This window comes from Methylobacillus flagellatus KT (genome assembly GCF_000013705.1).
GTDB classification, from domain to species: Bacteria; Pseudomonadota; Gammaproteobacteria; order Burkholderiales; family Methylophilaceae; genus Methylobacillus; species Methylobacillus flagellatus.
Map to the genome: position 1 here is coordinate 2,385,707 of NC_007947.1, position 26,361 is coordinate 2,412,067.

Below are 26,361 nucleotides of genomic sequence, written 5' to 3' on the forward strand. Positions count from 1 at the left end.
ATTTAAATACAACCGAACTCTATTTCGCACTTTGCAAAAATTTGCGCGGATCCAGTGCAGCCCCATTCAGCCGTACCTCAAAATGCAGATGGGCGCCGGTAGAACGACCAGTGCTGCCGACACGGGCAATCATCTGGCCGCGCTCGACTCGATCCCCAGCTTTTACCAGCAGCTGGGACGCATGGGCGTAACGGGTTTCGAGCCCCGCGCCATGGTTAATCTTGACAATTCTACCATAATCGGGAGTCTGCTCCGCAGCCGTGACGATTCCTGCGGCTGAAGCATACACAGGCGTACCAGTGCCTGCTACAAAATCCAGGCCTTCATGGAAAGCGACCTTGCCGGAAAACGGGTCAACCCGCCAGCCGTAGCTGGAAGAGTTATATGCGACATCCGTTGGCATCGTGCTCGGCAATGTACTCGCCTTCAGGCGCTGCTGCAACAACATGGCTTCGAGCATACTCAATTTATCGCTGTTCAGCGCTATGGATTGTGCCAATGCATCAATGCGGTATGCCAGCTCAGGCCCGGACATGGTGCGTGCATCCACCATGGGGCCTCCCTGTCCCGGCGGCAATACATCGGCATCGCTGCCCTTGAGTCCCGCCAGGCTGGAGAGCCTGGCACCCAATGCATCCAGACGCAGTACCTTGGCCCCTATCTCTCCCAGCTGCTGCGCCAATGCATCAATGTGCACCTGCTCCCCTGCATGCGCGAAGTAGGGATGAAGCGGGGCTTCTTTGTGCTGATGCATGCCATGTGGCACAATAAGCACCCAGAGCAGCAGGGCTGGCAGCAAGCTTAGCAGCCCGATGCCAAGCAAGGCGAATGGGAGCGGGATGTTACGCGTCTTCGTCGTGCTATTCGATACTAAAATGATGTTCATTACTTCCCCTCGGGAGAATCCGGCATGCTGCGTGTAAGCGCATTGTTTACTGAAAATGCCGAATTGGCGGCTCTTTCGCAACAAGCAGAGCAACTGGCGCTGACGCAGAAGAAATGGAATGCCGTCGTTCCCGCCGCGCTAAAACCTTATACGCAGGCGGGAAGCCTCAGCCACAAGCGCCTGACGGTGTATGCCGCCAACGGCGCAGTCGCTGCAAAAATCAAACTGATGTTGCCCAGCCTGATGCTTGGGCTGAAAAAACAAGGGCTTGAAATTACTTCAATTCGGGTGGAAGTGCAAGTGCAATCTGCCGCTGGCAAGCCTGCCAAGAAAGTGCGCACCCTCAGCCCGGCCGCGGCAGCCAGCCTTGAAAAGCTGGCAAGGGAGTTGCAGGGCTCCCCTCTGGGCGAAGCCATTACCCGGCTTTCCAGCCGTCGTTAGCAGCATCCTCTTTCCCTGAATTCACCAGGATTTTGTCGCACTCGATATGGAATTGATACTTTATCTTATTGCCGGAGCTGGCGCGGGGATTTTGTCGGGGCTGCTGGGCGTAGGCGGAGGCACCGTGATCGTGCCCATCCTTGTCTTCATCTTCACTTCACTGGCATTTCCGCCGCAGCACATTATGCATATCGCGCTCGGCACCTCGCTGGCGACCATCATTGTCACCTCGATTTCCTCGGCGCGCGCCCATCACAGGAAACAGAATGTGCATTGGTCCGCCGTCAGGCTGATCGCGCCCGGCATCGTTATCGGCACACTGCTTGGCGCCGTACTGGCCGGCCAACTGGATACTGTGATACTCAAAGTGATATTTGCGGTGTTCGTGTTACTGATTGCCACCCAGATGGTGCTCAACTTTACACCGGCGCCCCATAGGCAATTGCCAGGCAGGGCGGGCACCTTGAGCATGGGAGGCATCATCGGCGTACTCTCCAGCCTGGTCGGCATTGGCGGCGGATCGCTCTCGGTACCGTTCCTGATCTATTGCAACTTCAATGCACGCTATGCCATCGGCACCTCTGCGGCAATCGGTTTACCGATTGCCGTCGCCGGGACCCTGGGCTTCATCATCACGGGCCTGTCGCAAGGCAATCTACCCGCATACAGCCTGGGCTATGTCTACTTGCCCGCATTCGCGGGGATTGCGCTCGCCAGCATGCTCACGGCGCCATTCGGCGCCTACCTGGCCCATAAGCTGCCGGTCCAGGTGTTGAAAAAACTGTTCGCACTATTGCTCTACATCGTAGGCATCAAGATGCTCTGGAGCCTGGTATGAGCCAAGAGTTCGTCATCGAAGTCGATGGTCTATACAAGTATTTCGACCAGTTCTGCGCTGTGGAAAACCTCAGCCTGCGTGCCAGGCGCGGCGTCACTACAGCGCTACTGGGAGGCAATGGTGCGGGGAAAACCACAACAATTGCCATGCTACTGGGGTTGTTAACGCCGACCCAGGGGCATATTCGCATTCTCGGCGAGGATATGCTGCAGCATCGCCACCGACTACTGCACCGCATGAACTTCTCTTCGCCATATGTCGACCTGCCGCAACGGCTGACGATACGCGAGAACCTCACGGTCTACGGGCACCTGTACCGCTTGCCCAGACTGAAGTCACGCATAGACGAGCTTGCCGGGGCGCTACACTTGGATACGTTATTGAACAAGCGTTACGGGCAACTCTCGGCCGGACAGAAAACCCGGGTTTCCCTCGCCAAGTCGCTGCTCAATGAGCCGGAACTGTTGCTGATGGACGAGCCCACCGCCTCTCTGGACCCTGACACCGCGGACTCCATTCGCAGCTACTTGGAGCAATACCAACGTGACACCGGCGCCAGCATCCTGCTCGCCTCGCACAACATGGCAGAGGTCGAGCGCATGGCCACTGACGTCATCATGATGCGCAAAGGCCAGGTGGTGGACACCGGTACACCTGACGAGCTGCAGGCCAGGTATGGTCGCAATAACCTCGAGGAGGTGTTCATCGACATCGCACGCCACAAGGAGCCTGCCTGATGCGGGATATCCAGTTCTCTCCACGACGCATTGGCGCAGTGGCATTGCGTCACCTCTACCTGATGCGTTCCTCATGGCCTCGCGTGCTGGAAATGGTCTACTGGCCCACGGTGCAGATGATACTGTGGGGCTTCATCACCTTGTACCTGCAAGGTAACAGCAGCCTGATTGCACAGGCCAGCGGCATCCTGCTGTCGGGCGTACTGCTTTGGGACGTGCTGTTCCGCGGGCAACTCGGCATTGCATTGGTATTCATGGAGGAAATGTGGTCGCGCAACCTCGGTCATTTGTTTGTCAGCCCGTTACGGCCTTATGAAATGGTGGCATCGCTACTGCTCATGAGCCTGATCCGCACCCTGATCGGCATCGGCGGCGCCACCCTCATCGCCATCCCGCTGTTTGGCTACAACATCTACGATATGGGCCTGCCGCTGATCGCCTTTTTTTTCAACCTCATCGTCATGGGCTGGGCCATTGGCCTGATCGTATCCGGCATTGTGCTGCGCTACGGTATGGGCGCTGAAAGCATCGCCTGGGTCAGCGTGTTTGCCATCCAGCCACTCTGCGCCATCTATTATCCGGTTACCACCCTGCCTGACTGGCTGCAGCCTGTCGCCCTGGCCCTGCCAGCCAGCCATGTATTCGAGGGAATGCGTGCATTGCTGTTGCAGCACCGCTTTGAGGCAAGCCACATGGCCTGGGCTATCGGGCTGAATATCCTCTACTTGGCCGTCGGCATCGCGGTATTCCTCATCTATTTCCAGATCGCAAGGCGCAAGGGGCTGCTATTGCAGGTGGGTGAATAATCAGCTTTCTTCTCAGGGGCCGTCCATATCACCCCCATTCCGCCTGCAAGTGCCAAGCGCCTGAGGTGCATCATAATGGGGCTGCACACGAGTCTGGGCGCGCTCAAACCTCTACGTGAGCCACACCTACATCCTTCCAGGATATGCCTGAGTCACGACTGGTCGAGCCTCGCTCACACGTCAACTATCATGACAAATACACATGCCGGAAAGGCCATGCCGATTGGCCTTGGCGGAGTCGGTAACGATCTCAAGAGACGCTGATAGACACCCCTGCTACCTTTACCGCATAAAAAAAGAGGAGCATCGCTCCTCTTTCGGGTCGGTCTTATACCGAAACCGGATTACTTGCCGAAGCGCTCAACCCCAGCAACGATTTCCGCCTTGGCATCTTCCGGCCCCTTCCACTCGCCAACCTTGACCCACTTGCCCTTTTCCAGGTCCTTGTAGTGCTCGAAGAAGTGGGCGATGGGTGCCAGCTGGAACTCGGGAATATCTTGGTAGGACTTGATGTCCTTGTATTGTGGGCAGATCTTGTCCAGAGGCACTGCCAGCACCTTGGCATCCACACCGCCGTCATCTTCCATGGTCAGCACGCCGATTGCGCGACAGCGGATCACCACGCCCGGCTGCAATGGAATCGGGGTGATCACCAGCACATCGACCGGGTCGCCATCTTCGGAGAGCGTCTGCGGAATATAGCCGTAGTTGCATGGATAGTGCATGGACGTGCCCATGAAGCGGTCCACAAATAAGGCGCCGGAGTCCTTGTCCACTTCGAACTTGATGGGCTCGCCACGCATGGAGATTTCGATAATGACATTGAAGTCGTTAGGGATGTCTTTGCCTGCCGGCACATTACAGAGGGACATTATTGTTCCTTAATATGGGTTGGATTGGATCATGATTTGAAGATAACGCGGGATTTTAGCGTAAATCAGGAGCAAAAATCATCTATTGGTCAGCTGTGCGATCAGCAACCTGCCGCCTGCACTCATCAATCACCACTGCCGGCACGCACTTGATTCCCAGGTAGAACAGGCCCGGTACGATGACCAGGTCGTCCAACTGACCGAGGATGGGAATGAAGTCCGGGATCAAGTCGAAAGGCAGCAGCAGATAACCCACCGACATGCCAAGCAGTACCCTGGCCAGCCAGGGCGTTTGCGGATGGCGCAGCACCAACTGATAGACTGCCAGTTCGGTCTTGAGCTGCCGCGCCAACTTTTTCAGGTTTTCTTTCAGGGGATATCCTGGCTAGAAAGGCTTCCCGGTCAGGCGCTCGAATGCCTCGCGGTATTTGTCCGCCGTCCTGGCGGCCACCTCATCAGGCAATGCAGGACCCGGCGGGGTCTTGTTCCAGCCAGTGGACTCCAGCCAGTCGCGCACGTATTGCTTGTCGAAGCTCGGTGGATTACTACCGACCTGATATTGATCCTGCGGCCAGAAGCGGGATGAATCCGGCGTCAGCACTTCATCGATCAGGTACAGCTCGCCCGCCTCGTCCAACCCAAACTCGAACTTGGTGTCGGCGATGATGATGCCGCGGCCCAAGGCGTATGCCGCCGCTTCCTTGTAGAGCTGTACACTGACGCGCGCCACCTTGTCAGCCAGTTCAGGCCCGATCAGCTGGGCGCATTTTTCCAGCGTGATGTTCTCGTCGTGGTCGCCGACTTCCGCCTTGCTCGATGGCGTGAACAAGGGTTCGGGCAACTGGGCCGCCTCCTGCAGACCAGCCGGTAGCGGGATGCCACAAACGCTCTGGCTGGCCTGATATTCCTTCCAGCCGGAACCCGCGAGGTAGCCGCGCACGATCGCTTCGATCGGCAATGGCTTGAGCTTCTTCACTACCAGCGCGCGTGGTCCCAGCTGCGCCTGTTCAGCAGGATCCTTCACCACGGTGTTGGGGTCGATGCCGGTCAGGTGATTGGGCACGATATGCTTGAGCTTCTCGAACCAGAAATTGGCGATCTGGGTCAGGATCGCTCCCTTATCCTTGATCGGTGTCGGCAGGATGACGTCGAATGCGGAGAGGCGGTCACTCGCCACCAGCAACATGTGTCTGTCGTCGATATCATAAATATCCCGCACCTTGCCCTGGTTGATGAGCTTCAGGCTCTTGATGCTGGAGTGCATGAGAGGAGTAGTCAAATCGCGTACCTTTATCAAAAACTATTTGTGAAGGTCCTGTTCGGGACCGTCGGAATAAGGAAATTTCACATATCCGTAGCGCGCCTCTCAAGAGGGAAGCAGCGATCGGCAGGATGGAAGCCGCCACAGTCACGGTTCGCATGGCCCAGATATGCAGCGCTGCCCTAAATGGCTGTATTGATTGGGTTGCATAGCGCTTCCGGCTCAAGCAAATGATCCCGGCATTATACGCTGCAAACATCCGCAACCGTGAACAGGCGCCTAGGAAACCACGTATCTCTGCGCCATTTCGTCGAGAGGGACAGGTTGGATTTGTGTCGCCCGCCCGGCAGAGCCAAATGCCTCGAAGCGTTCCCGGCATAATGTCTGCATGGCGCTGGTCGCGGCCGCCAAGATTTTGCGTGGATCGAATTCCGCCGTGTGCTCCGGCTGACCGAGAAAGCGGCGCAGCGCCCCAGTGAAAGCCAACCGCAAATCGGTATCGATATTGACCTTGCGCACCCCGCTGCGGATCCCCTTGACGATTTCCTCCACCGGCACGCCATAGGTCTCGGGAATCTCGCCGCCATATTCATTGATTACCTGCAGCCACTCCTGCGGCACGGAGGAAGACCCATGCATCACCAGATGCGTGTTCGGCAACCTTGCATGAATCTCGCGCAGGCGGCTGATGGCAAGTGTTTCACCAGTAGGCGGACGCTTGAATTTATAGGCCCCATGCGACGTGCCGATCGCGACTGCCAAAGCATCCACGCCTGTCCGCGCAACAAAATCCACCGCCTCTTCCGGGCTGGTGAGCAACTGGCTACGATCCAGACGGCCTTCAGCACCAACACCATCCTCCTCGCCTGCCAGGCCAGTTTCCAGCGAGCCTAGCACGCCCAGCTCGCCTTCCACTGACACGCCCACCGCATGCGCCGCCATCACCACCTGCCGCGTCACCTCCACATTGTATTCATAACTGGCCGGCGTCTTGCCATCCTCCAGCAACGAGCCGTCCATCATCACGCTGCTAAACCCACTTTGGATGGCATGTAGGCATATCGCCGGACTGGCACCGTGATCCTGGTGCAGCACGACAGGAAGATGCGGATAACTGGCGATGGCCGCTTCGGCGAGCTTGAGCAGAAAAGCCTCTCCTGCATACTTGCGCGCGCCTGCGGATGCTTGCAGGATCACCGGGCTATGGCACGAATCCGCTGCGCGCATGATGGCTTGCACCTGCTCCAGGTTATTCACATTGAAGGCTGGCACGCCGTAGTCATGCTCGGCAGCGTGATCCAGCAATTGACGTAGACTGATAAGCGCCATCCTACTGTATACCCTCAAAGATTGTTCGTCGCCAATATGACTGGCAGTCAGTGCCGCTCGCGCCTGTGCTCGCCTACTCTGACGATCTGCAGGGTATTGGTGCCGCCCGCCTTGCCGATCGGCTCGCCGAAGGTCAGCATCATGAGATCGCCGCGCTGCACAGCGCCCAGCCGCAATAGCGTTTCCTCTGCATCGTAGAGTATCTTGCTCAGTTCCTGGCTAGCAAACTCCACATGATAAGGATAGACCCCCCGGTACAACGTCAGCTTGCGTCTTGTGTCGCGTTCTGTCGTCAAGGCATAAATCGGCACATTCGTATTCGAGCGTGACAGCCAGGTGACAGATGAACCCGACTTTGTCAGGGCAGCAATCGCCTTCACATTCAAATGTTCTGCCGCATACACCGATGCCATGGCAATCGCCTCATCGATGAACTCGAATTCATCATTGATCGGCGCCTGAAGATGATGGCTATCATACTCCTTCTCCGCCTCCAGACAGACACGGTGCATGGCCTGGATGGACTCGACCGGATAATGCCCCACAGCCGTCTCGCCGGAAAGCATCACCGCATCGGTGCCATCCAGCACGGCATTCGCGACATCGGATACCTCTGCCCGGGTCGGGATCGGGCTGCTGATCATGGACTCCAGCATCTGCGTCGCCGTAATCACCAGCTTGTTGCGCATGCGCGCCGTGCGGATCATGCGCTTCTGCAAGCCGGGCACCGCCGCATCGCCCACCTCGACGCCGAGGTCGCCGCGCGCCACCATGATCACATCAGCAGCATCGATAATCTCTTCGAGCGCATCTATCGCCTCCGCGCGCTCGATCTTGGCGACAATCGCCGCATGGCCGCCTGCCTCCCTGACCAAGTGGCGCGCCAGCTCGATATCCGCACCGCTGCGCGGGAACGAAACAGCGATATAGTCTGCCTCCAATGCCACTGCCGTCCGGATATCTTCCTGATCCTTCAGCGTCAACGCTGGCGCAGAAAGCCCTCCCCCTTTACGATTGATGCCCTTATTGTTCGACAGCACTCCACCGGCCGCCACCGTGCAATGCACCTCGCCGCCGTTCACCGCTTCGACATTGAGCACAATGCGCCCGTCATCCAGCAGCAACACCGCACCAGGCTCCACTTCGGATGGCAGCGTCTTGTAATCCAACCCCACCCGCTCCTGGTTGCCCAACTTGCACGCCGCGTCGAGGATGAACCTGTCGCCGGCCTTCAGTAGGATGCGGTCATTTTCGAACTTGCCGATACGAATCTTCGGCCCCTGCAGGTCGCACAATACCCCCACTGGCCGCCCGCTGCGACGGGAGATATCGCGCACCAACTCGGCGCGGGCAATATGGTCTTGCGCAGACCCATGCGAAAAATTGAGTCGCACTACATCCATCCCGGCATCCACCAGCCGCTCAATCACCGCCTCCTCACTGGAAGCCGGCCCCAGCGTCGCCACAATTTTTGTTTTACGTAATGCCATGACAGCCTTTCCTTAGGATTTCTCAGTGTTCATGTTAATGCTGACATCGCCTAGGGAGAAGGGTGCATATTTTGTGTCATGAGATAATAGAAACCAATTAGCAGCTTACATCTACCCCTAGGAGTATTAATCGACATATTGCACTTCATCTGGGAATGCATTGCTCTGATAATTTATGCAAATCCTTAAGATCATGATTGGGAAATAGATCGCAGAGCTGTTCAAATGTCACAGAGCCTAGACTTCCAACAGCATCACGCACATGGCGAGCAGCGCAGAACGTACCACTAGGCAGCAACCGAACCATATTTAAAGCTTCATGATAAGGGCCTGAGTGCGGAGACTGTATAGACGTAAGGTTAAATTGTTGTTGGGCATAGATTGAAAACTCAACAGCAACACCCTCTTCTAGCCAATTAGTGTATCCAGCCATTGGGTTCAATAAATGAATTGTTTCATGTGCCATTTCATATACAACGGTTGGCCAATAATTTTTACTCGCATAACTAAGCTCAGAAAATGCGCCATCAAATGAAGGAGTGTTACGGATATTTGGACCGTTTTCGTGAAACTGAGGTTGATAAATCTTTTTTGATTGATCTCGCATACCAACAAGCTCTTCAGCCCAATTGAGCAAAATATTTTGTAACGACCAAAGACTCGAAGAATCCGCTTCAGGAACTGATGTAGGTAATTGCATCATATGGTTAAACACACAATCATCATTTAGATATCACCCTGTGTCTGACAGGCTAGCAAAACTGTGATTTTCTGCGCATGGTCAGCGATAAATATAGGATCCTGCCGTTGCCACTTCCCCCAAGCAGAATAAGATAATTGATATTTATTAGCGAACTCGACGATTGCATTATTGTTATAAAAGAAAATCCATTTATCTCCGTAACCCGCTGAACTCAGCGTATTAATGTTTGGAGCAGGGTATTTTGACCCAGCAAACAGAATACCTACCAAGAGACCAGCATAATCCAGGATCGGCGAACCTGATGCCCCGGGAAAAGCATCCATACGCATACGCTGTATGAACGGCTCTTCGTTTGGATCGCTCCATACTTGAATCTGCCCCCACTTTGTTTGCAACCTAAAACGGTTGCGCTCTGGAGCAGAAAACCCCGCACTAAAAATATCTTCCGTCTCAGTTGGAACGGATACGCTCCCTGTATTTCCATATACACGTATTGAAGCAAAAGCATCAACTGGCTTGTTAATACTCCCGGCAGCCAAGTCTGCTTGTGTATCAATCGCTAGTAGACTCACTGGATGCCAAGCACCATCAGAGGTTCTCGCATGAATAGATCCATCACGACACTCTGAAATCACATGCCGATTTGTAAAAAAATCCCCATTGCGGTTATAAAAAAACCCTGTACCAAAGCTCATTACATTTTCGGGAGGCAATACACTTACCGAAACGAGCGAAAGAAGAGTGCTTGTTAAAATCACAAATTTTCCTTCATTCTAGTATCAAAAATTAATCGGCCATCCTAACTTAGATACAGTAGGATAGTAGCAAATCATCTTTTCAAACAACACTTGGATATCAACAAATAACTAGTACAGCAACTTGGCTTTGCTACACGCATCCAAAAGAGATCTTACAAAAAAATAAAGGAGCCCGCAGGCTCCTTTATTTTTAGGCTTATCTTAGCAATCAACCTTTAGCACGCTGTTCCAAAATCTCCACCGCCGGCAATTTCTTGCCTTCAAGGAATTCCAGAAATGCCCCGCCCGCCGTCGAGATATAAGACACCTTGTCATAGATATCGTATTTCTGGATCGCAGCAATGGTGTCGCCGCCGCCGGCCAGGGTGAAGGCCTTGGTCTTGGCAATGGCGTCGGCGATGGTCTTGGTGCCTTCGCCGAACTGGTCGAACTCGAATACGCCGACCGGGCCGTTCCAGACCACGGTGCCTGCATTGAGGATGATCTCGGCCAGTTGCTTGGCCGACTCGGGGCCAATGTCGAAGATCATGTCGTCGTCGGCCACGTCCTCCGCCGATTTGAGTACGGCAGGCTCATTGGCGTCGAACTGCTTGCCGCAGACCACATCCACCGCGATTGGCACGGCCGCACCACGCTTCGCCATTTTTTCCATCAGGCATTGGGCAGTAGGTACCAGGTCGTCCTCGCTCAGTGAGCGGCCAATCGGTTTTCCAGCTGCCTTGAGGAAGGTATTGGCAATACCGCCGCCTACCACGAGCTGGTCGACCTTTTCAGCCAGGCTTTCCAGCACGGTAAGCTTGGTGGAGACCTTGGAGCCGCCGACAATCGCGACCATGGGGCGGGCAGGTTCGCACAGGGCCTTGCCCAGTGCATCCAGCTCGCCGACCAGTAGCAAGCCCGCCGCCGCGACCGGTGCATATTGCGCCACCCCGTAGGTGGAGGCCTCTGCGCGGTGAGCTGTACCGAAAGCGTCCATCACGAATACATCGCATAGCGCGGCATACTTGCGCGCGGTTTCTTCGGCGTTTTTTTTCTCACCTTTATTGAAGCGGCAATTTTCCAGCAAGACCACTTCGCCTTCCGCCACTTCAAAGCCACCGTCGACCCAGTCCTTGATCAGGCGCACCGGCTGACCCAGCTTGTCGGCCAGCACGTCAGCCACGGGCTGCAAGGAGTTTTCCTCCGAATATACGCCTTCTTCCGGGCGACCAAGGTGGGAAGTCACCATAACGCGTGCCTTGGCATCCAGGGCATGGCGTATGGTGGGAATGGAGGCGGTGATACGCGCATCGGAAGTGACTTTGCCATCGCTGACCGGCACGTTAAGATCGGCGCGAATGAAGACGCGCTTGCCCGCGAGGTCAAGGTCCGTCATGTTGATTACGGTCATCGCTTGCTCCTTGGCCTAGCTGGCAATGTGACGCACCAGGCGCAACATGTTGCAGGTGTAGCCGTATTCATTGTCGTACCAGGCCACGACCTTGACAAAGGTCGGGTCGAGCTGGATACCAGCGTCGGCGTCGAAAATCGAAGGATAGGCATTGCCGCGGAAATCGGTGGACACCACTTTCTCGTCAGTAAAACCGAGTACGCCCTTGAGCGGACCGCTTTCGGAAGCAGCCTTCATCGCAGCGACAATCTGCTCGTAGGTTGTCTCCTTGTTCAGCTCCACAGTCAGGTCCACCACAGATACGTCGCTGGTCGGGATGCGGAATGCCATGCCGGTCAGCTTCTTGTTCAGTTCCGGGATCACCTTGCCCACGGCCTTGGCTGCACCGGTAGAGGAAGGAATGATGTTTTCCAGGATGCCGCGGCCACCGCGCCAATCCTTGTTGGATGGGCCGTCCACAGTCTTCTGCGTGGCAGTGGCCGCATGCACGGTGGTCATCAGGCCGCGCTTGATGCCGAAACTGTCCTGCAACACCTTGGCAACCGGTGCCAGGCCGTTGGTCGTGCAAGAGGCTGCAGAGACGATGGACTGGCCTTTGTAGGTGTCATGGTTCACGCCATAGACGAACATCGGCGTGTCGTCCTTGGATGGCGCTGACTGCACGACCTTCTTGGCGCCCGCATCAATGTGCTTCTGGCAGGTTTCTTCTGTCAGGAAGAAACCAGTACATTCGACCACCACATCCACATCGACTTCATCCCACTTGAGGTTTGCAGGGTCACGCTCGGCCGTCAGGCGGATGGTCTTGCCATTCACGACCAGGTTGCCGCCACTAACGGAAACGTCTCCATCGAAGCGGCCATGCACGGAATCATACTTGAGCATGTAAGCCAGGTAGTCGGGCTCGAGCAAATCGTTGATCGCCACAACTTCGATATCAGTAAAGTCCTTGATTGCCGCACGGAACGCCATACGGCCGATACGGCCGAAGCCGTTGATGCCAACCTTGATTGTCATAGGGTTTTCCTCTCTATGAAAAACAAAAAGGGAGCCAGTCGCCTGGCCCCCTTTCTTTAGTCAATTCACGCCATTACAGCACGGACTTGACGGTGTTCACTACATTTTCAACCGTGAAGCCGAAGTGCTTGAACAGCACGCCGCCTGGAGCAGACTCGCCAAAGGTGTCGATACCGACCACGGCACCTTCGAGGCCAACATACTTGCGCCAGAAATCGGTCACACCAGCTTCAACAGCTACGCGCTTCACGCCTGGGGTCAATACGCTGTCCTTGTAGGCTTGATCTTGGCGGTCGAACACGTTGGTGGATGGCATGGAAACCACACGCACCTTGGTGCCAGCAGCATTCAACTCTGCCGCAGCCTTGATTGCCAGGTCCAGCTCGGAGCCGGTCGCGATCAGGATGACGTCTGCCTTGCCTTCCACGTCGGAGAACACATAACCGCCCTTGCGGATCAGTTCGAAGTGCTTCTCGTCGTGCTTGATGCCAGGCACATTCTGGCGGCTCAGCACCAGGCTGGTCGGGCCATCCTTGCGCTCAACGGCAGCCACCCAGGCAATCGCGGTTTCAACGGAGTCGGCAGGACGCCATACATCCATGCGGGGAATATAACGCAGGCCTGCGGTGTTTTCGATTGGCTGGTGGGTAGGACCGTCTTCGCCCTGACCGATGGAGTCATGCGTCAACACCGCGATAGTGCGTTGCTTCATCAATGCTGCCATGCGCAATGCGTTCTTAGCGTAATCGGAGAACATGTGGAATGTACCGCCGAAAGGCAGCAGACCGCCATGCAGCGCCATACCGTTCATGATCGCGAACATGCCGAACTCACGCACGCCGTAGGAAATGTAGTTGCCTGGCTCCTTGCCGCTAACATGCTTGAAGCTGGCGCAGCTGGTCAGGTTGGAACCGGTCAGGTCGGCAGAGCCGCCGAGGAACTCGGGCAGCACTGGTGCCAAGGCAGCAATGGCATTCTGGGAGGCCTTGCGGGTAGCAATGCTTTCTGCCTTTTCGTTGGTGGCCTTGATGAAGGCGTCGGTGACTTCCTTCCAGTTGGCAGGCAACTCACCAGCCATGCGGCGCTTGAACTCAGCAGCTTCAGCAGGATAGGCCTTGGCATACGCTTCGAACTTCGCGTTCCACTCGCTTTCGAGCTTAGCGCCTTTTTCCTTGCCATCCCAGCCAGCGTAGACCTCTTCAGGAATCACGAATGGCTCGTGTTTCCAGCCCAAGGCTTCGCGGGTAGCGGCGACTTCTTCCAGGCCAAGGGCAGAACCATGGCAGTCATGGGAGCCACACTTGTTGGGGGATCCCTTACCGATGATGGTCTTGCAGCAAATCAAAGTCGGCTTGTCAGTCACCTTCTTCGCAGCTTCGATGGCGGCATTGACTGCGTCGAAATCGTGACCATCAACATTGGGGACAACATGCCAGCCGTAAGCTTCGAAACGCTTGGCTGTATCGTCAGTGTACCAACCCTCGATGTGACCATCGATGGAGATGCCGTTGTCATCCCAGAAAGCAATCAGCTTGCCCAAACCCCATGTCCCGGCCAGCGCTGCGGCTTCGTGGGAAATGCCTTCCATCATGCAGCCATCGCCGAGGAAACAGTATGTATAGTGATCGACGATCTCATGGCCTGGCTTATTGAATTGGTGTGCCAGCAGTTTTTCAGCCATGGCGAAACCTACAGCATTGGTAATGCCCTGGCCAAGAGGACCAGTTGTGGTTTCGACGCCAGGCGCGTAGCCATACTCAGGGTGACCAGCACAACGGGAATGCAGCTGACGGAAAGACTTGATGTCGTCCATGTTCAGGTCGTAGCCTGTCAGGTGCAACAAGGAGTAGATCAACATGGAGCCGTGACCGTTGGACAGGATGAAACGGTCACGATCAGCCCAACTAGGGTTGGTCGGGTTGTGACGCAGATGATGGTTCCAGAGAACCTCTGCGATGTCTGCCATCCCCATCGGTGCACCAGGGTGTCCAGAATTTGCCTTCTGAACTGCATCCATGGATAACACGCGGATGGCATTTGCCAATTCTTGACGACTTGCTGCCATACATATCTCCCTACGGTTGAAGAGAAAAAGGCTTCACCAGCACAGGGAAGGCTGGTGGAAGCCTCACTCAAATTCTTGAAAACCCTCTGGAATGTTGGGGATGCTGAAACCGTTGCAAACCACAATGACGAAGAGGTATTTAACCCATAATTATTCCTTAGATGTGCGGTTTCAGCAATACCAACAACGAGATTAATGCCGTTGCCGCCATGATCCCCGCCTATTCACGCCGGCTCATTCCGCAGGCTCACGCCACTTGATCGAGCAACCGATTGAAGGCACCTGTTCGGCAGGGCCACGCCCCGTCTCGGCAATCTGCTTCATGGCATTGAACAGGTCGCGGGTGGGGTTTTCCACTGGCGTCATGCTCCGCCCCTGATTATCGAAGCGCCCGCGGTATTGCAGTTCGAGATGCGCATTGAAGCCGAAGAAATCCGGCGTACAGACAGCACCGTAGGCCTTGGCCACTTGCTGGCTCTCATCAAACAGGTAAGGAAAAGGAAAATGAAACTCGCGGGCCACTTCCGCCATTTTCTCGAAAGAATCCTCGGGATACGTCACTGCATCATTGGATGAAATAGCGACAGCATTGATGCCGAATTCGCGCAAAGCGCGCACATCGGCCACCAGCCTCTCGCGGATGGCCTGTACATACGGACAGTGATTGCAAATGAACATCACCAGCGTACCGTTGACCCCCTTGACCTCTTCTAGCGACCAATGCCTGCCATCCACACCAGGCAGGTTGAAATCAGGCGCCTTCCAGCCAAAATCACAGACTGGAGGGTTCAGACTTGCCATAATGCACACTCCTTCCATTAGAATTTCAAGTTCCGCCAATACTACCACCTCCCCATGACAACTCCTCGCTTTTACCATCCCGGGGCACTGATTCCCGGCAATGAAACCGCATTGGCTGGCAATGCAGCAAGCCATGCCAGCAAAGCCCTGCGTATGCAAGTAGGCGACCATGCCATCCTTTTCAATGGCGATGGACACAATTACTTGAGCAGGCTGACCTCTATTCGCAAACAGGAGGTAATTGCCGAGGTATTGGAAGCGCAACCATGCCCGACAGAGTCTCCCTTGAAAATCACGCTGGCCCAGGCAATCTCCTCAGGCGACCGCATGGACTTCACGATTCAAAAAGCGGTGGAAATGGGCGTATCGTCCATCCAGCCCATCTTTAGTCAGCGCAGTATCGTCAAGCTCACCGGCGAGCGCGCCGAGAAACGCCGGGAACATTGGCAGAATGTGGCTATTTCCGCCTGCGAGCAGTCAGGGCGCGCCTATATTCCTCCCGTGGCGCCCGCCATCAACCTGAGCGAGTGGCTGGCACAGAAACCAGGTGCAGATGCCTATATTACCCTGGCGCCCGGCGCACCTCTCACACTGCCGCAACTTACTTCCCCAACACGCCATATCTGCTTGCTGATCGGCCCCGAAGGGGGCTTGGCCGACCATGAAATAGCACTGGCTGCTCAACACGGGTTCACTCTCGTACGCATGGGTCCGCGCATACTCAGAACGGAAACAGCCGCCATTGCCGCCATTGCCAGCATGCAAACGCTATGGGGTGATTTTATCAATTGACTCCAATTAAATTGCATTAAAAGTCTATTTGCTATAGAAATATGTCTTAAACGCAAATTTAGGACAGATTTCCATGGCTTTAGGAAACGCAATCCGCAAACGTCGCAAAGCGCTCAACATGACGTTGCAAGAACTGGCCCGCAAGGTCAACGCGAATAGCGGCAACCTATCCCGCATTGAACGCGGAGCGCAAGGCGTATCCGAAACCATGTTGCGCAAGCTATGCACTGCACTGGATTGCACTGCAGCCTACCTATATGCCCAAAGTGATGCAGAAAGCGGGCATAGCACCAATACCTCACGCCTGACCCTGCACCAACCTCAGGAGTTCGTCCGCTGGTTCCGCTCTGCTGCCCCTTATATCCACGCATTTGGGGGGCGGACCTTCGTGATTGCCTTTGGCGGCGAGGTCGTGGATGACGGCCAGTTCGTTGCCCTTTCGCACGACCTCAACCTGCTTGCCAGCCTGGATGTGCGTCTTGTGCTCGTGCATGGCGCACGCCCGCAAATAGAACGCCGCCTCAGGCGTGCCAAGCTGCAGACCAAACTGGTCAATGGCTTGCGTGTCACGGATGACGAAGCCATGGAAGCCGTCAAGGAAGCGAACGGCGCCGTTCGCGTTGAAATAGAATCCTTGCTTTCTATGGGGCTGATCAACTCGCCGATGGCAGGCGCAGACATTCGCGTTGCCAGCGGCAACTTCGTCACCGCCAAGCCGCTCGGCGTGCGCGACGGTATAGACCTGCAGCATACCGGCGAAGTACGCAAAATCGATGCTATTGGTATCCAAAAGCGCCTGGACGACGGTGAGCTGGTATTGCTATCGCCCCTGGGCTACTCGCCTACCGGGGAAGTATTCAACCTGACGCTGGAAGATGTTGCCACCAGCACGGCCATTGCCCTGGACGCTGACAAGCTGATTTTCCTCATGGACTCCAGCGGCGTGCACAATATTCGCGGGGAGCTGCTGCGGGAAATGACCACCGACAAGGCCAGAAACCTTCTGCGCCATATCGGTAACAACGGTGCCCAACAGATTACCGAAGATGAATTGTATTACCTGCCTGCCGCAGTCCGCGCCTGCGGACAAGGCGTAGCACGCACTCACCTGATCAGTCGGCATGTGGACGGCGCGATTTTGCAGGAGCTCTTCACACACGACGGCATCGGCACCATGGTGACCGAGGATCCGCTGGAAGCCATGCGGCCTGCGGATATTGGTGATGTCGGCGGCATACTGCAATTGATCGAGCCCTTGGAAAACGAGGGAATACTGGTCAGGCGCGGGCGCGAACGCCTGGAAATGGAAATCAACCACTTTTATGTCATGGAGCATGACGGCAAGATCATTGGCTGCGCAGCGCTCTACCCCTTTGCTGATGCCAAGACCGCGGAGCTCGCCTGCATGGCCATCCACTCCTCATTCCGCCGTGGCGGACGCGGCGACCGACTGCTCAGCTATTGCGAAGGACAAGCGCGCGAGCTGGGCTTGAAATCCATCTTTGTCCTCACGACGCGCACAGAGCATTGGTTCCTCGAACGAGGCTTTATTGAAACCAGCGTCGAGCAACTGCCGGGTGAAAAGCAGAAACTCTACAACCTGCAGCGCCGCTCCAAGGTTTTCATCAAGCATATTTGAGTCTTGCATTCTTCCCCAGCAAAATAAAGTATTGACCTTTTAAATGATAATAATTACTATTATTTAATCAATGATATAAATGATACCTATTTATATTTATTGATCATTCTCACCGCCTGGTCACGCTCATAGTGCTCAGGCACTCAACCAGCTTTAAGGGGAAAAATGCATTTCACATACACTAAAAGCATTCTTGCACTGAGCCTGCTTGCAGCCACATCCATCGCTCAGGCAGCCACCGAAACCAGCGAATACTTCACTGACGTTGCAGGCTCAGCGTCTACAGACGGCTTCAACCAATTGATTGCCAGTCGTCTCGGTAGTGGCGCAACCGGCATAGCCGCAGTCACCACAGGCGTTGTCAGCAACGCTCCTGCTGGCGATGCCGTCCTGACCCGCACATCTGGCACAGCTTATCCTGCAGGCTTCGGCCTCTATGAGTGGCAAGGCCCATACTCAACTTTCACCATTAGCGATGAAACACTGATCTCTGATCTTGGCTCCATCGTATTCCAGAGCCATGTCAACCCTGGCGGCAATTATGAGCTTGGCGGCGCTGGCGGCATTGATGCTGCGATTTCAGAAGTATTCCTGAGCTTCAACGGCGGCAACCAACTTCTTGCGGCAACTTCGTTCAGCCTCACAAATGCCATTGACAACCCTGGCTCGCCTTTCTACAACCCTGACAGTCCAATCCTTGAGGCAGCAATCGGCTACTTTACGTGGGATTTGAGCGGGATCAGCGACCCAATCACTTCCTACTCAATTTCTTTCGGTACCCATGCCCACAGCAGCATCATCGCCTTCCAGGTTGACCAGATCGCTGCCGCTGTACCCGAGCCTTCCGCTTATGCACTGATGCTCGGCGGCCTGGCGCTGGTGGGCTTTGCGGCTCGTCGCAAAAAGGCTTAATCGTCCACGGTCTTTGACATCTACCCCGGTCGGCAACCTCCCGCGCTGTTCAAGGAGGTTGCCGCTTTCACGTTCCCTCACCCATCACCCGCTAATATAGCCCGACCACCTGCCCATCATCATCTATATCCATCCTGATTGCGCATGGCTCCTCCGGCAATCCAGGCATCGTCATGATGTCATCACATATGATCACGACAAACTCTGCTCCAGCACACAGGCGTACCGCTCTGACCGTCAATATATGCTCATGCGGCACACCGCGCCGGGACGCGTCCGTCGAGAATGAATACTGAGTCTTGGCGATACATATCGGATAATGCCCATACCCTGCATCCTGCAACCTGTCGATCATGGCACGAACCGGGCGAGGCGCATGGACATCCATCGCACCATAAATCTTGCGCGCCACCTGATTGACCTTTTCCCAGAGTGTCTCGCTACTTTCGTACACATACCGCACTCCTTCGCTTCGGCCCTCGATTAATTGCAACACATGGGCAGCAAGGCTTTCCGCACCAGCTCCGCCCTTTGCCCAGTGCTCCGCCACTACCACCTTGATCCCCATCTCCCCCATTCGCTTCATCACCAGCGCAAGCTCCGCCTCGGTATCATGATCAAAGCGGTTCAGCGCAATCACTGCGGGCATACCGTAATGCGTCGTCACGTTTTCCACATGCTTTTCCAGGTTGGCAATCCCTCGGTCCAACGCCAGCATATCCTCTCTTGATAGCGCCGACACGTCGGCGCCACCGTGATACTTGAGCGCACGTATGGTCGCTACGATCACACAGGCATCGGGATGCAATCCCGCCTTTCTGCACTTGATATCAATAAATTTCTCCGCGCCCAAGTCGGCACCAAATCCAGCCTCAGTCACGACATAATCTCCCAGTTTCAGGGCGGTCCTGGTGGCAATGACAGAGTTGCAGCCATGGGCGATATTGGCAAACGGCCCGCCATGCAGCAGCGCAGGCGTATGCTCCAATGTTTGCACGAGGTTGGGCTTGATGGCATCTTTGAGCAGTACCGTCATCGCTCCGTGTGCCTTGAGGTCCTGCGCCGTCACCGGCTGACCTGAATATGTATATCCAACCACGATACGACCCAGGCGCGTGCGCAAATCCTTGAGAGAGTCCGCCAGGCAGAACACAGCCATCACCTCAGAAGCCACGACGATATCGAAACCGTCCTCGCGAGGCTGGCCATTGACCTTGCCGCCCAACCCGATCACGACCTGGCGTAAGGCACGATCGTTCATGTCGATCACCCGCTTCCATGTGACTTGGCGCGGATCTATCTGCAAGGCGTTGCCGTGGTGGATATGATTGTCGATCATGGCGGCAAGCAGGTTGTGCGCTAGCGCGATCGAGGCAAAGTCGCCAGTGAAGTGCAGGTTGATATCCTCCATCGGCACGACTTGGGCATAGCCGCCGCCGGCAGCCCCTCCCTTCATGCCGAATACCGGCCCCATGGAAGGTTCGCGCAGACAGATGACAGCGCGTTTGCCCATACGCTGCAAGGCATCACCGAGGCCAACCGTGGTCGTGGTTTTGCCTTCTCCCGCTGGGCTCGGGCTGATGGCCGTGACCAGGATGAGCTTGCCGTCCGGCTGCGCTTGCAGTTGCGGGTTGGCGTTGAGGTCTATCTTGGCCTTGTATTGCCCATAAAGCGTGATGGAGTCCTCGTTCAGGCCGAGTTCAGCGGCAATCTCGCTGATTTTACGGAGCTTGGCCTGCCGGGCAATTTCAATATCGCTGAACATGCAATTCCCTGTGCTGATGGTTGAAGAATACCAGGAAGGTGTGACTTTCGAGCTCAGTGTACCTCTGCCTTCCAGGCTTTGATAGTTTTAGCAAGCTGTCGCGTGATTTTCACGTTAAACCAGTTAAAATAACCGCTTATTCATTCACTCGCACTTTTAGAGAGAGTCGATGCTCAACCAAACCACTGCCGCCCAGAAAGCCCAAACCCTAGCCGAGGCCTTGCCTTACATCAAGCGTTTCTTCGACAAAACCATTGTCATCAAATATGGCGGCAACGCCATGACCGACCCTCACCTCAAGGAATGTTTCGCCAGTGATGTCGTGCTGCTCAAACTGGTGGGCATGAACCCAGTGGTCGTGCATGGCGGCGGCCCACAGATCAATGAATTGCTGGACAAGCTTGGCAAGAAAGGCGAGTTCATCCAGGGCATGCGCGTCACCGACGAAGAGACCATGGATATTGTGGAAATGGTACTGGGCGGACAGGTCAACAAGGAGATCGTCAACCTGATCAACCGCAACGGCGGCAAGGCCGTCGGACTGACTGGGCAAGATGGCAATTTCATCCATGCGCGCAAACTGTTGGTACAGGACTTGCAGAACCCGTCCAACATGATCGATATTGGACAGGTAGGTGAAATCAGCGGTATCGATCCCAGCTTGATCCAGTTTCTGGACAGCGGAGACTTCATTCCTGTCATTGCCCCTATCGGTGTAGGAATAGATGGGCAGACTTACAATATCAATGCCGATGTCGTGGCCGGCAAGCTGGCAGAAGTGCTCGGCGCCGAGAAACTGATCCTGCTCACCAATACGCCGGGCGTATTGGACAAGACGGGTCAGCTACTCACAGGCCTCACCCCCAAGCAGATAGATGACCTGGTTGCCGACGGCACCCTGTCGGGTGGCATGCTGCCCAAGATCAGCTCAGCGCTGGACGCCGCACGCAGCGGGGTCAAGTCCGTTCATATCATCGATGGCCGCGTCGAGCATGCCTTACTGCTGGAAGTCCTGACTGACGCCGGCGTAGGCACCCTCATCACCGCCAAGTAAGCGCATACTCCCGTCCTAATCCATGTCACACAAGGTCTGGATCTTCGACCTCGACAATACCTTGCATGATGCAGATGCGGAAATCTTTCCGCATCTGCATATCGAGATGACGCGCTACATCATGAGCGAGCTCAGGCTGGAGGAAGAGGCGGCATGCCTGTTGCGCCAGCATTACTGGCGCATCTACGGCGCCACCCTGAAAGGCCTGATGCGCCATCACCGTGTGCACCCGCACCATTTCCTGCAGACCACCCACCAGCTCGCCGGGCTGCCTCAAATGGTGCGCTCGGTCAAAAAGCTGCGACATACCTTGCAGCAACTCTCTGGCCGTAAGGTAGTATTCACTAACGCGCCGATGAGTTATGCCAAAAGAGTGTTAAAATTGCTCGCTATCGACGACTTGTTCGACCAGGTGTTCAGTGTGGAATCCTCTGGTTTCCACCCCAAACCTGCCATACGGGGATTTCAGCACCTGCTGCGAACGCTCAAGGTCAATGCCGGCGACTGCGTGCTACTCGAAGACAGCCTGCCGGCATTGATGACAGCCAAGCGACTGGGCATGAACACCATCCATGTCTCGCGCAGGCCAAAACGCCCCAGTTATGTGGATGCACGCATTTCGAGCGTGTTGGAGCTACCGCATACCTGGCTTTATAAAACGTACAACAATGCAGAGTATCGCCATCCCCCGGCGTACTGTCCCGGACTGGCTTCCTGCCTGGATCAAGAGGTAAAGAAATGGCTTTGAAACCCGGAGAACGCAAACAGCAAATCCTGGAAACCCTGGCGAAGATGCTGGAATCGCCCAAGCGCGAAAAAATCACCACCGCGTCCCTGGCCGCCAAGCTTGATGTCAGCGAAGCAGCGCTCTACCGCCACTTCCCCAGCAAGGCCCGTATGTTCGACGGGCTCATCGAATTCATCGAGCAAACCCTATTCGGCCTCATCAACAAGATCACCTCGGAAGAGGAAGAAGGCCTGCGACAAGCGCGGCGCATTGTCACCATCCTGCTGCTGTTCGCGGAAAAGAACCACGGTATGACCCGCGTGCTGATCGGCGATGCATTGGTCAACGAAGATCCTGCCCTGCAAACCCGCATCAACCAACTGTTCGACCGCATTGAATCTACCCTGAAGCAAAGCCTGCGCATTGCTGAAACCCAGACCGGCCGCAAGTTCGATCCCGAGTCCCAGGCCAACTTGCTGCTATGCTTCGTGATTGGCCGCTGGCACCAGTTTGCCAAGAGCGGCTTCAAACGCAAGCCGATGGAATATGTACAGCAGCAATTGACCTTGCTGTATGGCCTCGAAGAATAAGGTTAATTAAGCTGGCGGCGGGCTGGATTTAATGCACAAACGGCGCTCAATCTGGCCTAAAGGCGAGTATTGTTCCAGCAAATCCAACAGCCCATCCTGTACGTCCATCCGCTGTCACGTGAACAGATCTAAGCTCGTTGGATGTGCCACTCGATTGAACCGTCCACGCCTGACCTCCATTTGAGGTGGCTAGAATGATGCCGTTAAACCCGACGGCCCAACCTGAACCACCATCAGGCACAACGCTGACAGAGTGAAGTTCATGTTGGGTGCCACTGGATTGCATTTTCCAGACACCTCCACTGTCCGAAGTGGTGAGAATAGTGCCACCGAATCCCACAACCCAACCGTGGCGGCCATCAGACGTGATGCTGATTGAGTACAACTCATTTGATGTACCACTATCTTGGCGTATCCAGGTTTCTCCGCCATCTACTGTAGAGAGTATCGTACCGTTGAATCCAACTGCCCAACCTGTGCGCCCATCGGCTGTGAATGTCACAGAACGAAGCTCATTCATCGTTCCGCTTGCTTGTGGCTCCCAAGCCAGACCTCCATTGGTGGTAGCAAGAATAGTACCGCCAAACCCGACTGCCCAGCCGTGCTGCCCATCACTAGCCACACTGACTGAACGTAGCTCGTAAGGCGTGCCGCTCTCTTGCTGCACCCAGGTGGTCCCGCCATTGGAGGTGGTGAGTATGGCTCCACCGAAGCCGACTGCCCACCCCTGTCGACCATCACGGCTAATACTCACTGAGTTTAGCTCGCTAAAGGTACCACTGTCCTGTGCCACCCAGGTTTCCCCTCCATTGGAGGTAGCGAGTATCGTTCCGCCGAAACCCACTGCAAATCCGTGCTGCCCATCACTAGCAAAACTGACTGAGCGTAGCTCATGGGACGTGCCACTGTCTTGCTGCATCCAGATCTGTTCTGCGTAGGCGCCCACTGCAATGGACATTGCGAAGAAGCTCATGAGCAATATTGCGATGCCCCGAAAAATCGCACCAAATTGAGCAACACTCACATTGAACTCCATCGCTAATGCCTCCATCAAGCACCATTTTTCCCAGATCAATTGGCAGCCGGATTTAGGTAAGCAGCACTTACCAACTGCATTCACCAGCGTGATAGTCACAAGTCAATCATGCCTGAGTCATATTGATACGAGTGCTAGCATCAGCCACGACTGAGCATCCCTTTCCAGCTCCGTCTCTGAGCAACCCAATTTCTTTGCAGCAGGGATGTACCTTCAATCATCCAACAGCTTCCTTAAGCGGAAACCGGTATGCGGCTTCCATTGCCGCAACCCGGGCGGAAAATACAGCTTCCTTGATCGCGTCCGGACTACTTTGCTCACGGGCAATTGCGCCAGCATCCACTGTCCTTACAAGTTGCAATATCTCCAGCAATAGTGGGAACAATGGCAATGCCTGTTGCTCGAAGCCAGTCCGCCCGCGGGCATCCGCCTCGCAGGCGGACAGAAAATCACGGAATCGTCCCGGCTGCCGCAGTGCATCGGTTTCCTGCAGGAAACGCAGGACAGTGGCCGCCTTCATCTCGCCGACCTGATGCACCTTGCCGTGGTGCTTTGCTACCAGCAAGGCCAGATCCTTGCAATCATTTGGTACACGCAAGCGCTTCACCAGGGACTGCAGCAGCTCCACGCTACGCTCTTCATGGCCAATGTGTCGTGGCAGGATATGGGCTGGCGTAGTTCCCTTGCCCAGATCATGAGTCAACGCGGCAAAGCGAACCGGCAGGCTGAATCCCGCACGAGCGGCATAGTCAATGACCAACATGACGTGGACGCCGGTATCGATTTCAGGGTGGTATTTGGCCGTCTGCGGTACGCCAAACAATCTGTCCAGTTCGGGTAACAGCCTCTTCAGCGCACCGCAGGCCCGCAATACTTCAAACATGCGGCTGGGCCGCTGCTCCATCAAGCCCTTGGCCAGCTCCTGCCAGACGCGCTCCGGCACCAGGGCGTCGACTTCGCCATCTTCCACCATATGCCGCATCAGCGTCATGGTTTCGTCTGCTACACTGAATTCGACAAACCTGGCCGCAAAGCGTGCAACGCGCAAGATGCGCACCGGGTCTTCACAGAAGGCGGGACTGACATGGCGCAGCACCTTGGCATGCAGATCGGCGACCCCATGGTAGGGATCGATCAAATTTCCGTGCTCATCCTCAGCAATCGCATTAATGGTAAGATCCCGTCGCGCCAGGTCCTGCTCCAGCGTCACTTCTGGATCTGCATGAACCTGGAACCCTTTGTAACCTTTGCCAGTCTTGCGTTCAGTACGCGCCAAGGCGTACTCCTCATGAGTAACCGGGTGGAGGAACACTGGAAAATCCTTACCCACCGGCCTGTAGCCCAATTGCACCATCGCCTCTGGCGTACTGCCGACCACGACATGGTCCCGATCCTTGACTGGCAAGCCCAGCAACCTGTCCCGAACAGCGCCACCGACCGTATAAATGCGCATGAATCTAACGCCTGCTGAACGTACGTCCAGCCAGGCTGCGAAAACGCTCATAAGCACTGCGCGGCGTTTCTCCGGCAATATACTCGGGAGCTATCGCTTCCAGTGAAGCCAGGGAATGTCCAAAGAACTCGGAAATTGGCCCATCACATACGCTATCCACTTCCATGCTCAGCAGATTGTCACGCGTCATCAGCTTGAATGGCATCAGCTCAAGCGCATAGGCCTGATAGTAGGACAGCTTGTCGTTCAAGCTGACAATGCGGCGCTTCTTTCCTAGCAAGAGGGCCGTAAGCTCAATCAACTGCTTGAGGGTGTATACCTGCGGCCCGCCAAGATCGATGCTGCGGCCATAAGTGCTGACATTTTCCAGCGCTGTCAGGAACACATAAGCCACATCCTCTACCCAGATGGGCTGGAACTTCGCGTTTGGCTTGGCAACCGCAACGACTGGCATCATATTGACAACATTGGCCAACATGCTGAGGAAGTGGTCGCCCCGGCCAAAAATGACCGAGGGACGGAATACCGTCACCTGCAACTCATCTGCCCGCCGGAGCACAGCCTGTTCCCCGGCCGCCTTGGAGCGAAGATAGGCGCTTTTAGCATCGGCACTGGCCTTCAGCGCACTCATGTGCAACAGGCGAGGCACGCCCTGTTTGCAGCAGATATCGGCAATCCTGGTCGCCAGGTCGACATGGATGGACTCGAATGTCGCGTTTCCGCTCTCGTGCAGAATGCCTGCCAGGTTGATGACAGCATCCTGGCCATGGAGCTGTCCGGATAACGAGGCCTCGTTGAAGACGTCGCACTCTGTCACCTGCACGTTCGGGAGCAGGATCAAGTGCTTGCTGCTCTCACGCCTGCGTGTCAGCACCTTGACATCATAGCCGGCGGTGCTGAGCCTATGCACGAGGGCGCTACCGACAAAGCCCGAGCCACCGACGACACATATTTGCCTGACACGTTGCATATTGAATATTTTCCTTGCTGCTATCTGCC

26 protein-coding genes are annotated in these 26,361 nt (G+C 55.5%); 10 read left to right on the top strand and 16 right to left on the bottom strand.

Features of this window, described 5'->3' with window-relative positions:
* Positions 1-19: 19 nt before the first annotated feature.
* Positions 20-886, bottom strand: coding sequence for a M23 family metallopeptidase (locus tag MFLA_RS11420; protein ID WP_011480456.1), 867 nt, complete (start codon positions 884-886; stop codon positions 20-22).
* A 24-nt stretch (positions 887-910) separates the two neighbouring features.
* Here MFLA_RS11420 and MFLA_RS11425 point away from each other — a divergent pair, with 24 nt between their 5' ends.
* From MFLA_RS11425 to MFLA_RS11440, 4 genes are read left to right on the top strand one after another with little or no spacing between them, the layout of a single operon-like run.
* Complete coding sequence (locus tag MFLA_RS11425; RefSeq protein WP_011480457.1) at positions 911-1,327, top strand: DUF721 domain-containing protein; 417 nt, start codon at positions 911-913, stop codon at positions 1,325-1,327.
* Positions 1,328-1,373: 46 nt separating this feature from the next.
* The gene (locus MFLA_RS11430) at positions 1,374-2,165 is read left to right on the top strand and encodes a sulfite exporter TauE/SafE family protein (protein WP_011480458.1); all 792 of its coding nucleotides are present in this window, start codon (positions 1,374-1,376) and stop codon (positions 2,163-2,165) included.
* The gene (locus MFLA_RS11435; RefSeq protein ID WP_011480459.1) at positions 2,162-2,902 is read left to right on the top strand and encodes an ABC transporter ATP-binding protein; all 741 of its coding nucleotides are present in this window, start codon (positions 2,162-2,164) and stop codon (positions 2,900-2,902) included. Before MFLA_RS11430 ends, MFLA_RS11435 begins: the two co-directional genes overlap by 4 nt.
* Positions 2,902-3,708, top strand: a complete 807-nt coding sequence (locus MFLA_RS11440; protein ID WP_011480460.1) for an ABC transporter permease — start codon at positions 2,902-2,904, stop codon at positions 3,706-3,708. Before MFLA_RS11435 ends, MFLA_RS11440 begins: the two co-directional genes overlap by 1 nt.
* A 344-nt stretch (positions 3,709-4,052) precedes the next feature.
* Here MFLA_RS11440 and ppa read toward each other — a convergent pair whose 3' ends face one another.
* From ppa to MFLA_RS11490, 11 genes are all read right to left on the bottom strand, one after another.
* Positions 4,053-4,580 carry an inorganic diphosphatase gene (ppa, locus tag MFLA_RS11445; protein WP_011480461.1) on the bottom strand — a complete coding sequence of 176 codons (528 nt, stop codon included), beginning with the start codon at positions 4,578-4,580 and terminating at the stop codon, positions 4,053-4,055.
* 82 nt (positions 4,581-4,662) lie between these two features.
* On the bottom strand, positions 4,663-4,932 hold the full coding sequence (locus tag MFLA_RS11450; protein WP_011480462.1) for a YkvA family protein: 270 nt from the start codon (positions 4,930-4,932) through the stop codon (positions 4,663-4,665).
* A 33-nt stretch (positions 4,933-4,965) separates the two neighbouring features.
* On the bottom strand, positions 4,966-5,859 hold the full coding sequence (locus MFLA_RS11455; RefSeq protein WP_011480463.1) for a phosphoribosylaminoimidazolesuccinocarboxamide synthase: 894 nt from the start codon (positions 5,857-5,859) through the stop codon (positions 4,966-4,968).
* 261 nt (positions 5,860-6,120) lie between these two features.
* Positions 6,121-7,170, bottom strand: coding sequence for a class II fructose-bisphosphate aldolase (gene fba / locus MFLA_RS11460; protein ID WP_011480464.1), 1,050 nt, complete (start codon positions 7,168-7,170; stop codon positions 6,121-6,123).
* A 47-nt stretch (positions 7,171-7,217) separates the two neighbouring features.
* Complete coding sequence (gene pyk / locus MFLA_RS11465; RefSeq protein ID WP_011480465.1) at positions 7,218-8,660, bottom strand: pyruvate kinase; 1,443 nt, start codon at positions 8,658-8,660, stop codon at positions 7,218-7,220.
* Between the two features lie 145 nt (positions 8,661-8,805).
* Positions 8,806-9,363 carry a hypothetical protein gene (locus tag MFLA_RS14685; RefSeq protein ID WP_195741998.1) on the bottom strand — a complete coding sequence of 186 codons (558 nt, stop codon included), beginning with the start codon at positions 9,361-9,363 and terminating at the stop codon, positions 8,806-8,808.
* Positions 9,364-9,386: 23 nt separating this feature from the next.
* Complete coding sequence (locus tag MFLA_RS11470; RefSeq protein WP_011480467.1) at positions 9,387-10,121, bottom strand: S1 family peptidase; 735 nt, start codon at positions 10,119-10,121, stop codon at positions 9,387-9,389.
* Positions 10,122-10,329: 208 nt separating this feature from the next.
* A complete protein-coding gene (locus MFLA_RS11475; protein ID WP_011480468.1) occupies positions 10,330-11,511 on the bottom strand; it encodes a phosphoglycerate kinase in 1,182 nt (393 codons plus the stop codon).
* A gap of 15 nt (positions 11,512-11,526) precedes the next feature.
* Complete coding sequence (gene gap / locus MFLA_RS11480; protein WP_011480469.1) at positions 11,527-12,528, bottom strand: type I glyceraldehyde-3-phosphate dehydrogenase; 1,002 nt, start codon at positions 12,526-12,528, stop codon at positions 11,527-11,529.
* Positions 12,529-12,601: 73 nt separating this feature from the next.
* Positions 12,602-14,593 carry a transketolase gene (tkt, locus tag MFLA_RS11485; RefSeq protein WP_011480470.1) on the bottom strand — a complete coding sequence of 664 codons (1,992 nt, stop codon included), beginning with the start codon at positions 14,591-14,593 and terminating at the stop codon, positions 12,602-12,604.
* 234 nt (positions 14,594-14,827) lie between these two features.
* Entirely contained in the window at positions 14,828-15,394 is a 567-nt protein-coding gene (locus MFLA_RS11490; protein ID WP_011480471.1) for a thioredoxin family protein, read from the bottom strand.
* A 54-nt stretch (positions 15,395-15,448) separates the two neighbouring features.
* On the opposite strand from MFLA_RS11490, the gene MFLA_RS11495 reads away from it, so the two are divergent.
* The 3 genes from MFLA_RS11495 (at position 15,449) to MFLA_RS11505 (ending at position 18,737) form a co-directional block, all read left to right on the top strand.
* Positions 15,449-16,186 carry a 16S rRNA (uracil(1498)-N(3))-methyltransferase gene (locus MFLA_RS11495; protein WP_011480472.1) on the top strand — a complete coding sequence of 246 codons (738 nt, stop codon included), beginning with the start codon at positions 15,449-15,451 and terminating at the stop codon, positions 16,184-16,186.
* Positions 16,187-16,259: 73 nt separating this feature from the next.
* Positions 16,260-17,825 carry an amino-acid N-acetyltransferase gene (gene argA, locus MFLA_RS11500; protein WP_048811714.1) on the top strand — a complete coding sequence of 522 codons (1,566 nt, stop codon included), beginning with the start codon at positions 16,260-16,262 and terminating at the stop codon, positions 17,823-17,825.
* Positions 17,826-17,990: 165 nt separating this feature from the next.
* Positions 17,991-18,737, top strand: a complete 747-nt coding sequence (locus MFLA_RS11505; protein ID WP_011480474.1) for a PEP-CTERM sorting domain-containing protein — start codon at positions 17,991-17,993, stop codon at positions 18,735-18,737.
* A 91-nt stretch (positions 18,738-18,828) separates the two neighbouring features.
* Here MFLA_RS11505 and MFLA_RS11510 read toward each other — a convergent pair whose 3' ends face one another.
* Positions 18,829-20,502: a formate--tetrahydrofolate ligase gene (locus MFLA_RS11510; protein WP_011480475.1), complete on the bottom strand. Its 1,674-nt coding sequence runs from the start codon at positions 20,500-20,502 to the stop codon at positions 18,829-18,831.
* A 169-nt stretch (positions 20,503-20,671) separates the two neighbouring features.
* On the opposite strand from MFLA_RS11510, the gene argB reads away from it, so the two are divergent.
* From argB to slmA, 3 genes are read left to right on the top strand one after another with little or no spacing between them, the layout of a single operon-like run.
* Entirely contained in the window at positions 20,672-21,556 is an 885-nt protein-coding gene (gene argB, locus MFLA_RS11515) for an acetylglutamate kinase (RefSeq protein WP_011480476.1), read from the top strand.
* 22 nt (positions 21,557-21,578) lie between these two features.
* Positions 21,579-22,304, top strand: a complete 726-nt coding sequence (locus MFLA_RS11520; protein ID WP_011480477.1) for a pyrimidine 5'-nucleotidase — start codon at positions 21,579-21,581, stop codon at positions 22,302-22,304.
* On the top strand, positions 22,295-22,873 hold the full coding sequence (slmA, locus tag MFLA_RS11525; protein WP_011480478.1) for a nucleoid occlusion factor SlmA: 579 nt from the start codon (positions 22,295-22,297) through the stop codon (positions 22,871-22,873). Before MFLA_RS11520 ends, slmA begins: the two co-directional genes overlap by 10 nt.
* A 46-nt stretch (positions 22,874-22,919) precedes the next feature.
* Here slmA and MFLA_RS11530 read toward each other — a convergent pair whose 3' ends face one another.
* The 3 genes from MFLA_RS11530 to MFLA_RS11540 all read right to left on the bottom strand — a co-directional run bounded on the left by MFLA_RS11530 (position 22,920) and on the right by MFLA_RS11540 (position 26,332).
* Positions 22,920-24,008 carry a WD40/YVTN/BNR-like repeat-containing protein gene (locus MFLA_RS11530; protein ID WP_229407057.1) on the bottom strand — a complete coding sequence of 363 codons (1,089 nt, stop codon included), beginning with the start codon at positions 24,006-24,008 and terminating at the stop codon, positions 22,920-22,922.
* Positions 24,009-24,126: 118 nt separating this feature from the next.
* On the bottom strand, positions 24,127-25,362 hold the full coding sequence (locus tag MFLA_RS11535) for a multifunctional CCA addition/repair protein (protein WP_011480480.1): 1,236 nt from the start codon (positions 25,360-25,362) through the stop codon (positions 24,127-24,129).
* Positions 25,363-25,366: 4 nt separating this feature from the next.
* Positions 25,367-26,332 (bottom strand): complex I NDUFA9 subunit family protein, encoded by a 966-nt coding sequence (locus tag MFLA_RS11540; protein WP_011480481.1) that lies wholly within the window; start codon positions 26,330-26,332, stop codon positions 25,367-25,369.
* Between the last annotated feature and the right edge of the window lie 29 nt (positions 26,333-26,361).